This window comes from Niabella pedocola (assembly GCF_021044425.1).
GTDB classification, from domain to species: domain Bacteria; phylum Bacteroidota; class Bacteroidia; order Chitinophagales; family Chitinophagaceae; genus Niabella; species Niabella pedocola.
Window position 1 is genome coordinate 2,801,474 of record NZ_JAJNEC010000005.1, and the last position, 14,713, is coordinate 2,816,186.

8 protein-coding genes are annotated in these 14,713 nt (G+C 46.8%); 5 read left to right on the plus strand and 3 right to left on the minus strand.

Annotated elements, in window-relative coordinates; all coding sequences use genetic code 11:
* Position 1 precedes the first annotated feature (1 nt).
* Positions 2 to 1,420 carry a S41 family peptidase gene (locus LQ567_RS19045; protein ID WP_231007237.1) on the plus strand — a complete coding sequence of 473 codons (1,419 nt, stop codon included), beginning with the start codon at positions 2 to 4 and terminating at the stop codon, positions 1,418 to 1,420.
* Positions 1,421 to 1,591: 171 nt separating this feature from the next.
* On the opposite strand, the gene ligA is transcribed toward LQ567_RS19045, so the two are convergent.
* The 3 genes from ligA to LQ567_RS19060 form a co-directional block, all read right to left on the minus strand.
* Positions 1,592 to 3,760 carry an NAD-dependent DNA ligase LigA gene (gene ligA, locus LQ567_RS19050; RefSeq protein WP_231007238.1) on the minus strand — a complete coding sequence of 723 codons (2,169 nt, stop codon included), beginning with the start codon at positions 3,758 to 3,760 and terminating at the stop codon, positions 1,592 to 1,594.
* A gap of 145 nt (positions 3,761 to 3,905) precedes the next feature.
* Positions 3,906 to 6,785 carry an outer membrane beta-barrel protein gene (locus LQ567_RS19055; protein ID WP_231007239.1) on the minus strand — a complete coding sequence of 960 codons (2,880 nt, stop codon included), beginning with the start codon at positions 6,783 to 6,785 and terminating at the stop codon, positions 3,906 to 3,908.
* Positions 6,782 to 8,032: a 6-bladed beta-propeller gene (locus LQ567_RS19060; RefSeq protein ID WP_231007240.1), complete on the minus strand. Its 1,251-nt coding sequence runs from the start codon at positions 8,030 to 8,032 to the stop codon at positions 6,782 to 6,784. The genes LQ567_RS19055 and LQ567_RS19060 overlap by 4 nt, the downstream gene beginning before the upstream one ends.
* 182 nt (positions 8,033 to 8,214) lie before the next feature.
* On the opposite strand from LQ567_RS19060, the gene LQ567_RS19065 reads away from it, so the two are divergent.
* The 4 genes from LQ567_RS19065 to LQ567_RS19080 all read left to right on the plus strand — a co-directional run bounded on the left by LQ567_RS19065 (position 8,215) and on the right by LQ567_RS19080 (position 14,712).
* Positions 8,215 to 8,919, plus strand: coding sequence for an NUDIX hydrolase (locus LQ567_RS19065; RefSeq protein WP_231007241.1), 705 nt, complete (start codon positions 8,215 to 8,217; stop codon positions 8,917 to 8,919).
* Positions 8,920 to 9,041: 122 nt separating this feature from the next.
* A complete protein-coding gene (locus LQ567_RS19070) occupies positions 9,042 to 12,038 on the plus strand; it encodes a SusC/RagA family TonB-linked outer membrane protein (protein ID WP_231007242.1) in 2,997 nt (998 codons plus the stop codon).
* Between the two features lie 39 nt (positions 12,039 to 12,077).
* Positions 12,078 to 13,658 (plus strand): RagB/SusD family nutrient uptake outer membrane protein, encoded by a 1,581-nt coding sequence (locus tag LQ567_RS19075; RefSeq protein ID WP_231007243.1) that lies wholly within the window; start codon positions 12,078 to 12,080, stop codon positions 13,656 to 13,658.
* A gap of 16 nt (positions 13,659 to 13,674) precedes the next feature.
* On the plus strand, positions 13,675 to 14,712 hold the full coding sequence (locus LQ567_RS19080) for a SusE domain-containing protein (protein ID WP_231007244.1): 1,038 nt from the start codon (positions 13,675 to 13,677) through the stop codon (positions 14,710 to 14,712).
* Position 14,713: the final 1 nt, after the last annotated feature.

The following is a 14,713-nucleotide window of genomic DNA, read 5'->3' on the forward strand; positions in this document are numbered from 1 at the left end:
GATGAAATTTCTAAAACTGACGGTCTTATGCCTGCTGCTCCACGGTGCCTGCAAGGCGCAGTACCTTTATGAAAGGGTGGTGCAGAAGCATGCTCCGGCCGCCATCCAAAGCGATATTGCCCAACTGTATAAAGATCTTAAGAAATACCACCTGAACCTTATACAATATATTTCGCCCGGTGAATTGAAAAAAGATTTTGACCGCCTGCAGCAGGGGATAACGGATTCGCTCACCGCCCGGCAGGTGTATTACCGGCTGCTCCCCGTAATAAGCCGCATCGGCGATGGCCATATGGCGTTAAATTATTTTGACCCGGAAAAAATTACGGAGCAGGATATTGCAACATTCATACTGCGGTATGATTCCCCGTTCAGCCAGCTGCAGCTGCGGTTTATCGGTAAAAAGATCTTCGCGCTTGCGCATACGGGGGAGGGGAAAACGATCCCGCCAGGAGCAGCCATCGAACAGATCAATGGTCTCTCACCGGAAGTGATCATTGATTCCGTATTGAAGTTTATGTGCTCGGATGGCTATAACACCACGTTCAAATATTTCTTCCTGAACTACCGGGCGCTGAGCGGGTTGTGGGAATATGTTTTTCATAACTGCGAAACGCTCAACGTAGTTTATGCGCATCACCAGTCTGTGGATAGTGTGATCATACGCGGCAAACCTACCACTCCGGCGGTGCAGCAACCGGATTCTGTAAACCGGAAGCAGCCGTTCTTGAACTTCAGGCGGATGGACCGGGGAACGGCGTATCTGAAAGTAAATACGTTTGAACCGGCATGGGATGCAGCGGATCAGCAAATGTTTGCGATGGTATTTCTGAAAGAGCTTTCTCAAACAAGCCACCTGATCCTGGATCTGCGGGGCAATACCGGCGGGCAACAGGGATTAATGCTGATGCTGCTGAAAGGGCTGATCACAAAGCCGGTACAGCCCGTAAAATTCCCTTCGGAGCTGATCAAGGGAGTGGTGCTGCCGCCTTCAGATACGGTTAAGCGGAATCAATTGAAATATGTAAAAGATTATAACCTGCAAGGCTGGGGGAATGTGGTACCGTTTAACGGGTCCTATAAAAATAAATTGTATGTACTGGTAAACGGGGGTACTTTTTCTGCGGCTGCTATTATGGCCAATGCGTTGGGTATGGATAAACGTGCTGTATTGATCGGCGAAGAAACCGGGGGGGGCCGTAATACCACTACCGCGGGTATTATGTTCCACAACCGGATGAAACACACGGGTGTGGCTTATTCTTTCGGATTGATCCCTTTTAATGCCACGAATCCCGTAACGGAAACCGGTCATGGCCTGCGGCCGGATATCACCGTAACGTATACATTGGAGGACTACCTGAATAGCCGCGACCTGGAAATGGAGCAGGCGTTGAAACTGATTGAGAGCGGCCGCTAGGAATGTAAAAGATTAAATGTGGTAGTAAAGATTTCGTTGCTATTCGATGATCTTTCCTTCGTTCGATACCCGTCTATATCGCAGCAACCCGGAGTGAAGCGTTTTCCCTCCAGCTAAAAACGAAACCCAGTCTCAAACGTTAAGCTTCAAACCTGAAACCTTTTCCTTCCATTATTGCACCATTTTTAAAAAATCTGCTTCCGTAATGATCTTTACCGTATTGATCTTTTTGGCTTTTTCCAATTTGCTGCCTGCATCTTCACCTACAACCAGGTAATTTAATTTGGCGCTTACGCCACCTACGATCTTTCCACCCTGAGCCTCTGCCATGGCTTCGGCTTCGCTGCGTTTTAAGGTGGGAAGGGTTCCGGTAAATAAAAATGTTTGACCTGCAAGCGCTCCCGCTATATCCAGTTGCTTATGTGTATTGGTAAGTTGCACACCCAGTGTTTCCAGCTCCCGGATCATTTCAATATTGGAGGTGTTGCTGAAAAAATGTACAATGCTGCCGGCTACCTTCGGACCAATGTCTTCCAGGCCTTGCAGGGCTTCCTGCGAAAAGGTTTGTAATTCCAGCAGGTGACTGATATTGGCGGCCAGCACCTTGGCGGTGGTTTCGCCTACAAAGCGGATCCCCAGTCCGAAAATAATGCGGTGCAGCGGCTGTGTTTTACTGCGTTCGATGGCTTGCTGCAGGTTATCGATGGACTTTTTCCCAAAGCCTTCCAGGGCGCCCAGTTTTTCAAAGTCGAGCTTATAAATACCCGGGATATCCTTTAGCCATCCCAATTCATAAAACTTGCGAACATTTGCCTCTCCAAAGCCGCGGATGTCCAGGGCATCCTTGCTCACAAAGTGGATCATCCGTTCCACCACCTGTGCCGGACACTCGATATTGATACAGCGCCAAACCGCTTCCTCCGCTTCTTTAAACAGTTCACTACTGCATACCGGGCAAACCTTGGGAAAATGAATCTCCGTTTCATTGCCATCCCGCAGGTCCTCCATCGATTTTACAATATAGGGGATCACATCGCCGGCGCGTTCAACCAATACCGTGTCGCCGATCTTCAGGTTCTTTTCCCGGATCACTTCCTCGTTAAACAATGAAATCGAACTTACCGTAACACCTCCGATAAAAACCGGTTCTATTTTGGCAACGGGTGTTACGGATCCCGTACGTCCTACCTGGAATTTTACTTCCAGTAATTTGCTGGTGGCCTGCCGGGCCTTAAATTTAAACGCAATAGCCCAGCGGGGATGGTGGGAGGTCATGCCCAATTGTTCCTGCATATCGATGGCATTTACCTTTATCACCATACCATCGATTTCGTAAGGAAGCCCGTCTCTTCCTTCTTCAAACTCCAGGCAGTAATCAATCACATCTTCGATCCGCTCAAAAGTGCGGAGTTCTTTTACCGGGCTCCGGAAGCCCAGTTCCCACAATAGTTTCAGCGAGCCTTCATGGGTTTGCAGTGGTTCCGGCAGTTCCCGGCCCGGCAATAACGTATAGTCGCTGATATGGTACACAAAGGCTTCCAGGTTGCGGCGACGCACCTCTGCCGGATCCTTGATCCGGAGGGTGCCGGCAGCGGCATTCCGGGGGTTGGCCAGGGGAGCCTGTCCCTTTTCTGCCAGCTCTTCGTTGTATTTTTTAAAGTTGTTTTTATTAATCAATACCTCGCCTCTGATTTCGATCTGCTGGATCCCGTACCGGCTGAAGGTCGCCGAAAGTGGTACGGTCCGGATCTGGCGGATATTGGTGGTGATCTCATCGCCTTCCACACCATTGCCCCGGGTAGCACCCCTTACCAGCAGGTCGTTTTCATAAATAAGGGAAATACTTCCGCCGTCGAATTTAGGTTCTACGCAGTAAGTGACTGCATTTTTTTTTGACAGTTGCAATACCTTCCGGTCAAAATCTTTAAGATCATCGCTGTTATACGAGTTGTCCAGCGAAAGCATGGGTACCAGGTGTTGTACCGTTTTAAAATTGCCGTTCAAACTTTTGCCCACACGCTGGGTAGGTGAATCGGGTGTAACCCAATCGGGTTGATCTTTTTCTACCGCTTCCAGCATTTTATACAAATGATCGTATTCCGTATCCGCCAGGAGGGGATCGTTCTGCACATAATACCGGTGTTCATGAAAGCGCAGTACATTCCGCAAACTTTCCAGTGCTTCGGGAGTGGCGGGTAAATTGGTTCCTTCTTTTAAAAAGGCCCGGGTTTGATCCTGCAGTGCGCGTATTTCTTCTTTTGTATACATAGATGCCATTTGCGGATCTAAAAGTACTTTAAAACCGGGAAATAGCACCTCTTTAAAGCATAAAGCAGGCATGATTTTTTGGAGGTCATGACAACTCTCCGGAACGCAAACGGGCGCAGCGATAAGCGATAACGGGTACGATCGGCACCCCATGCCGGATAGTGCTGTATTACCGGGCAATGATCTGCTGCAATGGCAGCTCAAAGCATGTACTGGATTAGCGCCGCATCATGATCATGCCCGGAGATCCGCCTGAACGCCTGTTACCGCCGCCTCCGAATTTACGGGGGTAGTAAGAAAATGTGATCATATAATACTGCTGAAGCCCGTTGGTAACAGTAGTAATGGCGGCGTTATTCGCCAAAGAATTGACAATGTTTTTGTTTTGCCTCAGGAGATCGAATGCAGAAAGCCGTAGTTCTGCCTTTTGCTGCATGAAACGGTAGATCGCATTGGCATTCCAGATGGTAGCCGTTACCGCTTCTCTGTTGGCAGCTTTATTGGTTTGATAGTTAACGGACGTGTTAAAGGTGAGTGACTTGGTAATAAAATAATTGATATTGCTGGTGGTGGTATAATTGCGGATCATAGAGACCGGCTGTTTGCTGTTTGACTGACGGTTGCGGTTGGTGGAAACGATTTCACCAATGCTGATATTGAATTTATCGATCCAGTTATACAGAACGTTGAAGTTGTTACTAAGACTGGTGTTGTCGGAAGTAGACATTTTATTGTTGATATATCCGGGACGGTTGTTGTTGTTTAGTGAAGCGGTATAATTGAAACTGATGGTGTTCATCTTATTGATATTGGTGGAAAAGTTGAGATTAAGGTTTCCGCCCAGGGTTCGTTGATGCCCCACATTAATAAGATATCGGATACTTCTGCCGGTAGAGTCTGACAGATATACCAGACTGTCGCCGATGGCCCGGCTTACATCATTAAAATTGAATCCCAGTCTTGCCCCATAATTACTTTTACTATTGAGCCTTGCCCGGTTGATCTCAAAATTGTAGTTCACGTTTTTCGTTTTGGGCGCTTTCAGAAAAGGATTCCCTGCAATCATATTATATCGCTCGGCATCATCGATAATGGGATATAACTGGTCGATAGATGGCGGCTGGGCGCTCATATTGGCCCACACGTAAGAGTTGATCCGCATTGCGTTTTCCTTTTGATAGCTGAAGTTGGCATTCAGCGATGGAACAAATGCGTTGAACGAACGGTCGATGTTCCGGTTAAGGATGCTGGACTCATTGCTTTGGTTGAGGAACTGGTATCGCAGATCCATACCGAAGTTCAGCCAGTAATAATATTTGCCCCATACCGATTTGTTGATGGACTTGTTAAAGTTCAGCGCGGGATTATAGCTGAAGTTTGTAAGTGTATTGGTATTGGTGAGGTGTTGGTTAACCACATACTGATGGGTAAGCGTATCCAGGTCAAAAGCGGTGGCATCCTGTTCATTCCGTGAGAAGTTGATGTTATTCATCAACGACATATTGATGTTGAAAAAGTTGTAGATGCCAAAAAGCAGGGGCCGGAGTCCATCATAATTCAAACCGATATTGGCATTGTAACTTTTATTGTAGTTATTATATTTACGATCGATGGTATTGGTATAAATACTGTCTGCCAAAGATTCCAGGGTGTTAATGGTTCCCCTGTTGGTCTGCGATTCATTATACCCGCCACCGAAGTTAATGGAGTAATTCTTCCGCGGATCGTCACGCATTTCATAATCATTGGAGCGCATCCAGCCAAACATATAAAAGTTATTACTGTTGGAGGTAGAATAGCTGCTGCTGGAGTTCCGGCTCACCGCCGTGGTATCATTCCTGAAAACATTGGTTTGCCCCTCGCTGGAGCTCGTACTGTACTGGTTTACGTAGTTGGCACTGATGTTTACATAATTGCCGAACTTTTTCCGGTTCTCATAAAGAAATTTGACCGTATTACTGGTATTGTCGTTGTTGCTTTTATTGTTACTGATATTGCTCAGCTTATAGTTGTCAACTGTTTGTACACTGGTGCTGTTGGATAAATAATTCTTATACGTGTTCAGGTATCCGTAGTCGCTGGTAAAGCGGTTATAGAACTGGGAATTTTCAGATTCCGAGAAACTATGCTGCCATTTCAGATTGCCATAGGTTCGCCGGGTAATACCGTCATTGGCATTTCCTCTTCCCCCGTAAAAGAACCGGAAGTTCGATTTGAACGTGTTTTCCATAAACGCATTCTCGCCGGTACCTTCTTCCTTATTGATATTGTTAATGCCGGCGGCGACGCCTAACTGGTTCTTTTTATCATATGCCTGCGCCACCGCATCCCCGGTATAACGGTTATCCGTTCCATATCCCGCGCCTACTTTACCAAACAGCCCTTTCTTTTTATCGGCTTTTAGTTTGATGTTCATGGAGTAAAGGGAGTCGGTCTTTTCTTCTGTATTGGTTAGCTTGGAAACATCTTTTTCCTGGTACAGTTGTATCTTTTCGATGGCATTCTTGGGAAGGTTCTGGGTGGCTGTTTGGGCGGCCCCGCCAAAAAAGGGCTTGCCGTCTACATATACCTTTTCCAGCTTCCGGCCGTTCATGGTAATGGTGCCATCTCCCCAAACGGTAAGCCCCGGCACGCGGAGGAGCATGTCTTCTACAACGGCGTTGGAATCCAGCTTGAAGGCATCGGGATTGATCTCCAGGGTATCGCCGTTCATACGCAGTGGCTGTACGGCTTTTATCACTACTTCGTCTAACTCATCCTTACCCTGGTGGGTGAGGAACAGTTTTCCAAAGTTTGTGAGCATCGTGAGGGTATCCAGCTGGAAGTTCCGGATCAGCGGCCGGTATCCCGTATAGGAGATCATGCAGTACAGCGCTGTTTTTACCGGAATATTTTTAATCTCAAACTCGCCCTGGGTATTGGACAGCTGAAATTCCACGATGCTGGAATCGGCCTGTTTATAAACGGTAACGGAGGCCGACTGTAAAGCATAATCGTTGATCGAATCATACAGGATGCCTTTGATAGAGCCGGTTTTTTTCTGGGCAAAAACTGCAAAAGGAAGCAGGATCAAGGTCAGTAGTACAAGGCGTCTCATTTTACAGCAGGATTGATTTTTAATTGGATGATAACAGGATTACTGAATTTGCCGATCTGCTCCAGCAGTTCCTTCAGGAAGGGGGGCGGTTCATTATTATACCTGGAAAGAATACTGGCCTTTTCCTTTATCAGGTCGCTGGGAGAAACATAGGTATATACATAATCCTGATCGTAATTGCTGATTTTGGAAAAGATACCTGCGGGAAGATAACAGGTGGTACTGTCTGAAGTAATTTTTGAAAGATCGTAGAGAAGCGATGCATTTTTATTAAACACATAGCGTTTGTAACCCCAGGTATTGTCGTTCATACCAAAGAACAATACCTTATCCAGATCGATGATATTGAAAAACGCCCGGATAGCCTTTCCGTATTTCGTTTTATAGCTACTGAAATCGATATTGTTCCGGAATGCCGTTGTGTAAAAGGACGACGGCATCGTATTGGCGGCCGGAAATACAAACCGGTATTCCGGTATCAGCGAATCATTCACCAGTTTATAAAGCGTGTTGTCATAATTTTTTTGAAGGTAAACGGTCGAGTCGTTCAGGGTCCGGTCGATATTGATGGAGATGTCGTCGAAATCGGTCGGAAGTTTGGCTACATTCAGAAAAGGGAAATAGGAGCGCTCCCGGGTATTGCCGTTCATGATATCCAGGTGGTACAGGACGGTGTCCTTTGCATACTTGTTGTAGCGGCTGTTACGTACCAGGTACCGCCCGTTCATATAATACAGGTTGTTGAGTGCATAAAAGGGTACCGGCTGTTTTTCAACCCGGTATTGTTCGTTGTTGCCCAGGTATAATAACTCAATGTTTTTGTATTTGGAAAAATCCCTGTTGCCCGGCTTTTGGGTCATTTGCAGTACTTTGGAAAACGGGATGGTGTAATTCTTATTGGTGCTTGTAAAAAAAATGGCGTTTTTGGCGTAACTGTATTGAAGCGGCCCCAGCTTGTATTTTTTCTTTTTGAACTTATGCAGGAATTTTCCCTCTTTGTTGAATATAAGGATCGAGTTGGACTCGTTGTCCATAAAAACCAGCCGGTCCGGGGTTACCACAAAGTCGGCCATATTGTTGAAATAACTGGTGGAGGTGGTTTCAAGCGGAATCAGCCGGATCTCGGAAAAGAGATTGGCCGCCTTTATACCCAATGCGTTATCCGGAACGATGTATAGCGCCTGGTCCTGTGCGGGAGCGGTCAGCCTTAACAGGAACACACAGGCAACGGTCAAAAAATATCTCATAAAAAGTTTTGCGGAAGATACCCCGGATTTCTGTTCTACGATTTTTTCGTAGACTGTTTAACGTTTTATTGTGACTGAACAAACGATCGGTTGTTAGATGTTTTAAAGTACTTCCGGAAAATGCGGCTAAACCACGGGGATTTTATAACTCAAATTGTACTTTTGTAACCATCACGAAAACAATGGCTAAAAGTTCAAATCTGAAAACGGCGGCGCTGGAGAAAAGCAGTCACCTGGAGTATTTTAAAATCGCGGTGTCCGTCGATTGCGTCATTTTCGGATACGAGGAAAAGGAACTGAAGGTATTACTGATCAAATCGGACCTGAAGGAATTTGCCGGACTGTATTCCTTGCTGGGAGACCTGGTGCGGCCCGATGAGGATCTTGATAAAGCGTCTTACCGGATACTAAAAGAGCGAACCGACCTGGATGATGTATTCCTGCAGCAGGTGCATACTTTCGGTACGGTAAACCGGCATCCATCGGGAAGGGTGGTTTCAACAGCCTACTACTCCCTTGTAAACATTAATAACCATAAACTCAAGATCAATAATAATGACCTGCGCTGGCACACCGTAAAAAATGTGCACAAGCTGGCATTCGATCACAAGGAAATTTTGGCCACCAGCCTGCTGCATCTGCGCGGGCAGATTGAGGAACACCCGGTAATACACAATCTGCTGGATGAAAAATTTTCACTCCGGGAACTGCAGGAAGTGTATGAGGCGATCCTGAATACACCGCTGGACCGCCGAAACTTCCGTAAAAAAATCACTCTTAAAAACTGGCTGGTAGACCTTAATGAAATGGAGGATAATGTATCTCACCGTCCAGGAAAGCTCTATAAGTTTAAGCCCAAATTGATCAAAAACAACAAGTTAACCTAACGTATAATTTTTTTTGCAGACATTGTGTACTTTGTACACATAATGATGTACTTTTGATATTGTATTTTTCAATTAACGTGTATTAAGTACACAATTGATATTAAAACAATAATTGTTTGTCTATGTACATGAGAAGATTGTTTGCAGCATCGTTTGCATTGCTATTGCTGTTGTTATTTTCAGCCATTACCAGTGCTCAAACCCGCACTATCAGCGGTATGGTTTCCGATTCCAAAACAGGGGAGCCGCTTGCGGGTGTTACCGTTTCCATTGTGGGCCGCTCACTGGCTACGTTAACAGATTCCAGCGGCACCTACCACATTTTTGCAGGCAGCTCGGTAAGCGCCCTGCAGTTTTCGTTTATCGGCTATGCTACCCAAACGGTAAAACTTGCGGGTGACCGGCTGGATGTATCCCTGGTGCCGGAAATCGCCAACCTTGAAAGCGTGGTGGTGATCGGGTACGGCACCGCAAAAAAGAAAGACCTTACCGGGTCTGTGGCGCTGGTCACCTCAAAAGATTTTAATAAGGGGCAGGCAACTACACCGGAGCAGCTGATCGCCGGTAAGGTGGCGGGCGTGCAGATCACCTCCAATAACGGTGCACCCGGCAGCGGGAGTACGATCCGTATCCGGGGAGGGGCTTCGCTGAATGCCAGCAATGACCCGCTGATTGTGATTGATGGAGTGCCACTGAGCAACGACGGGCTTTCCGGCTCCCCGAATCCGCTGGCGCTGATCAACCCCAACGACATTGAATCCTTCAGTATCCTGAAAGATGCTTCTGCAACGGCCATCTATGGTTCGAGGGCATCTAACGGCGTGATCCTGATTGTTACAAAAAAGGGCAGGCGGGGTAAGCCGGTGATCAATTTCAATACGCAGTTTTCGGTTTCCAAACTGCCGGGATATGCCGATGTATTATCTGCAGATGAATTCAGGAATTATATAAACACCAATGGGGATGCCGCCCAAATTGCCTTAATGGGCAAGGCGTCTACCAACTGGCAGAAGGAGATTTACCGCACCGGCATCGGTTCAGATAATAATCTCAGTGTTTCCGGTGCTGCGGCAAAAGGAAAGTTGCCCTACCGGATTTCGGTAGGCTACCTGAAACAGCAGGGGGTTTTAAAGACCAGCGACCTGGAGCGCAAATCAGCGGGCATCAACCTGAGCCCCTCCCTGCTGGATGATCATCTGAAAATAGATATCAATGTAAAAGCGGCCCGCTCTGATGCGCGTTTTGCAAACACCGGGGCCATTGCGGCGGCCGTGAATTTTGATCCCACACAACCGGTATATTCAGGCGGCAACCGGTACAACGGCTATTATGAATGGCTGGATCCTTCTGCCGTAAGCGGTTTAAAATCGCTGGCACCCCGGAACCCGGTGGGTTTATTGATGGACTACAACAATAACGGAACAAATATCAGGAGCATCGGTAACATCCAGTTTGATTACAAGTTCCATTTTCTTCCGGAGTTACGGGCCAACCTGAACCTGGGATATGATGTGGCACATGGATACGGAAAGATATTTGTAAACGACAGTGCAGCCCAAAAATATGGCTCCGTAGTAGAAGGGAAGCAATACAACGGGCAGGCAGATAAATATGCTTCCTGGCGGGATAACGGTCTGGTTGAATTTTACCTGAACTATACCCGGCTGTTTAACCGGCATAAGATCGATCTTACGGCGGGGTATGGCTATTATGATTTTGTAACCCGTAACATCAACTTTGCCAGCTATGATGCCAGCGGCGACCTCATTCCCAAAACCACACCCAACTTTGCGCTGGATAAGCCGCGGTATACCATGCTTTCTTATTATGGCCGTTTAAATTACAGTTTTAACGACCGCTACCTGTTAACGGCTGCGCTTCGTACCGATGGCTCTTCAAAATTTAATTCCAATAACCGCTGGGGAATATTTCCTTCTGCCGCCTTTGCCTGGAAGCTGAAAGATGAAGCATTTCTGAAAAGCAGTTCCACGGTAAGCGACCTGAAACTCCGCCTGGGATACGGGGTTACCGGCCAGCAGGACGGGATCGGGAATTTTGATTATATCTCCTATTATAATTTAAGCTCGGCCACCGCCACTTACCAGCTGGGCGATCAGTATTATCAGATGTATCGTCCGGGTGGCTATTACTACGAGCGTAAATGGGAACAAACCACTACCTACAACGCCGGACTGGATTATGGATTTATCAATAACCGCATTTACGGAAGTATTGATGTCTATTATAAAAAAACCACGGATCTGTTAAATGAGATCAACCAGCCGGCCGGTACCAATTTTACCAATAAGATCGTTGCCAACATCGGCAGCATGGAAAACAGGGGCGTAGAATTTTTGCTCAATGTGGTACCGGTACAAAGCAAAGACCTTACCTGGAATGTAAATTTCAACGCTACCTACAATAAAAACCAGATCACAAAATTAACGGTGGTAGATGATCCTTCTTACCCGGGTGCACAAAACGGCGGCATTACCGGAGGCGTGGGTAACCTTATACAGATCCATTCTGTAAATTATCCGCGTTCTTCGTTTTATGTATTGCAACAGGTGTATAACGAAGCCGGCAAACCGGTGGAAGGCGTTTTTGTAGACCGAAATAAGGAAGGATTGATCAACGAAAATGACTTCTACCGGTATAAAAACCCCGATCCCCGGTTCTTCCTGGGCCTGGGTTCATCCGTTAACTACAAGAAACTTTCCGCCGGCTTTAGTGCCCGGGCCAATATCGGCAATTATGTTTATAATAACGTGATCTCTGCAACGGCGTTAGGAACAAATATCCTGAACCCCCTGAAATACCTCAACAACGGTTCCAGCGACCTGTTGCTGACCGGTTTTGCCGGTGGTGGCGATAAGCTCATCTTCTCGGATTATTATATTGAAAACGCTTCCTTCCTGCGGATGGATAATATATACCTGGGCTATGATTTTGGAAAACTGTTTCCCCAAACCGGTAATCTCCGTATGAACCTGAGTGCGCAGAATGTATTTGTGATCACCAAGTATAAAGGACTGGATCCTGAAGTACAGGGCGGTATTGATAATAATTTCTATCCCCGGCCACGGGTATTTGTGCTGGGATTAAATCTCGATTTTTAAATCATTGGATCTGTAACAACTTATAAACAACGAACACAGATGAAAAAAATAATGATTGTAGCAAGCCTGGTCGTGTTAACGCTGTCCTGCAGTAAGAAACTGGACCGGCTTCCCAAGAACGATATCACCGCAGGGCAGGTATACAGCACTCCACAGGGTTATATAGAGGCTGCTGCTAAAGTATATGGCGCCTATGCGCTCACCAGTAATATCGGACCGGCAAGTCCTCCCGGAGGCGGCGATATCAAAGGCATTGATGAAGGATTTTCCGATTTTTTGCGGCTGTTCTGGGGCGCGCAGGAGCTGAGTACCGACGAAGCCGTGATCGCCTGGGGCGATGCGGGTATCCAGGACTTTCATAACATGAACTGGTCTTCCAGTAACCCCTTTCTTACAGGGCTGTATTACCGGAGCCTTTATCAGATTACGCTGGCTAATGATTTTATAAAAAATGCGGCCGACGAGGTGTTAAATGCAAAGGGGTTCGGGGCGGCCGACGTGGCCAATATTGTAAGCTTCCGGAATGAAGCCCGTTTCCTGCGGGCTTACCAGTACTGGGCCTTGCTGGATCTTTTTGGCAATCCGCCCTTTGTTACCGAAAACGATGTGATCGGTTCCAATGCCTTGCCCAAACAGATTGGCCGGCCTGCTTTGTTCGCCTATGTTGAATCAGAATTAAAGGAGCTGGAAAACCTCTTGCCCAATGCGCGTACCAGCGATTATGGAAGAGCAGATAAAGGAGCCGTATGGGCCCTGCTGGCCCGCCTGTATTTAAATGCGGAAGCCTATACCGGCACTGCACGTTACAATGATGCGGTAGCCTATTCAAAAAAAGTGGCGGATGCCGGATATAGTCTTGTCGGCAACTACCAAAATCTGATGCGTGCCGATAATCAAAAGAATACCAATGAATTTATTCTTACCATCAACTATGACGGTACCCGTACTCAGAATTATGGTGGAACCACGTTTCTTACGCATGCTGCCGTTGGAGGTAATATGCCGGCTGCACAGTTTGGTATCGACGGGGGATGGGGCGGCATCCGTACCACAAAGGCACTGGTAAATCTTTTCCCGGATCCCAGCGGCAATACCGATAAGCGGGCGCAGTTCTGGACCTCCGGACAGTTGCTGGAGATCAATGATCAGACCAAATTTGAGCAGGGTTATGCGATCACAAAATTCAAAAATATTGAAATGGTATCCGGTAAGCCGGGCAGCAATCTCACGTTTCCGGATATGGACTTTCCCATCTTCCGGCTGGCGGAACAGTACCTGATTTATGCGGAGGCTGTATTGCGCGGCGGAACAGGTGGCGATGCTTCCACTGCACTGGGATATATCAATGCGTTGCGTACAAGGGCCGGTGCGGCCACCGTTGGCTCGGGTCAGCTGACCACTGATTTTGTCCTGGATGAGCGGGCGCGGGAGCTGTATTGGGAAGGGTTCCGGCGTACCGATCTGATCCGCTATAAACGGTTCACCACTGCCGGCTACCTGTGGCCATGGAAGGGCGGCACGGTAAACGGAAAGGCGGTGGAAGACTGGCGGAATGTGTATCCGATACCGGTGGCCGACAAGAATGCAAATCCGAACCTGCAGCAAAACCCCAACTATTAATTTTTAAACTGGCAATATGAAGTATTTATCGATATGCTTTTTAACCGCCCTTACAGCGCTTCTTTTTCATTCCTGTAAAAAAGATGAAACCAAGGTGGTGATGAATAATAATAAGCCTGCATTGAGCAGTAGCAATAATGGTCCTCTTGTATTGCTCCAGGGAAATGCAGATAAACCTGTGCTCACATTAACGTATAACAACGTAGACCTGGGATTTGCAGATGCTTTGGGTTATACATTGCAGATTGCACCGGCAGGGCGTGATTTTAAAGTAGATTCTTTGGTGGAGCGGGACTTGGACCGGAAGGCACTCTCCACCACATTTACCGCAAAAGAACTGAACAGTTTACTGTTAACAGAATTTTTCCCTGCGGAAAAAACAATAAATTATGAATTCCGGATAAGAACCTCAGCCGGGAATGTATATTCCAATGCATTGCCTCTAACCATCACTACATATGAAGATTGGCCAAGGGTGATCGCAAAAGACTTTTTATATACGCCGGGCGGCTACCAAGTCTGGAATCCCGCTGCTCCAACTATTGCAAAAATGTATGTGGTGTCTGGCGATAAAACATCTGGAAAACTGGAAGGATCAATATTGCTTCCAGATGCTGTAAACGAATTTAAATTTACCCCGGAGCCTAAGTGGGATAATGCTTATGGCAGTCTTTCCAATACCGGTAATCAAGGCACCCTTGTATATAACGGCGGCGGTAATTTTAGCGTAAAGGATGCGGGCTATTATAAAATGGAGCTTGACCTGGCGGCAAAAACCTGGAAGGCTACGCTGAATAATATTTCGATAATAGGAAATGCTGCTATTGACTGGAATACAGATGTTTCATTGGATTTTGACCAGGCAACGCAAACATTTTCAAAAACACTCACATTAAAGGCTGGTGGTGATTTAGGATTTAAGTTTCGGGCAAATGCAGATTGGGCGGTAAACTTCCCCGGCAGCAATCTTACAGTGCCATCAACCGGAACCTATAAAGTGCTTTTGGATATGCGTGTTCCCTCGGATCCGTACTGGAAGATCATCAAGCAATAAT

What these genes read in the sequence shown, in the direction of transcription:
- LQ567_RS19045 (WP_231007237.1), top strand. Translation starts at nt 2, where the DNA reads ATGAAATTTCTAAAACTGACGGTCTTATGCCTGCTGCTCCACGGTGCC.
- ligA (WP_231007238.1), bottom strand. Translation starts at nt 3,760, where the DNA reads ATGCCTGCTTTATGCTTTAAAGAGGTGCTATTTCCCGGTTTTAAAGTA.
- LQ567_RS19055 (WP_231007239.1), bottom strand. Translation starts at nt 6,785, where the DNA reads ATGAGACGCCTTGTACTACTGACCTTGATCCTGCTTCCTTTTGCAGTT.
- LQ567_RS19060 (WP_231007240.1), bottom strand. Translation starts at nt 8,032, where the DNA reads ATGAGATATTTTTTGACCGTTGCCTGTGTGTTCCTGTTAAGGCTGACC.
- LQ567_RS19065 (WP_231007241.1), top strand. Translation starts at nt 8,215, where the DNA reads ATGGCTAAAAGTTCAAATCTGAAAACGGCGGCGCTGGAGAAAAGCAGT.
- LQ567_RS19070 (WP_231007242.1), top strand. Translation starts at nt 9,042, where the DNA reads ATGTACATGAGAAGATTGTTTGCAGCATCGTTTGCATTGCTATTGCTG.
- LQ567_RS19075 (WP_231007243.1), top strand. Translation starts at nt 12,078, where the DNA reads ATGAAAAAAATAATGATTGTAGCAAGCCTGGTCGTGTTAACGCTGTCC.
- LQ567_RS19080 (WP_231007244.1), top strand. Translation starts at nt 13,675, where the DNA reads ATGAAGTATTTATCGATATGCTTTTTAACCGCCCTTACAGCGCTTCTT.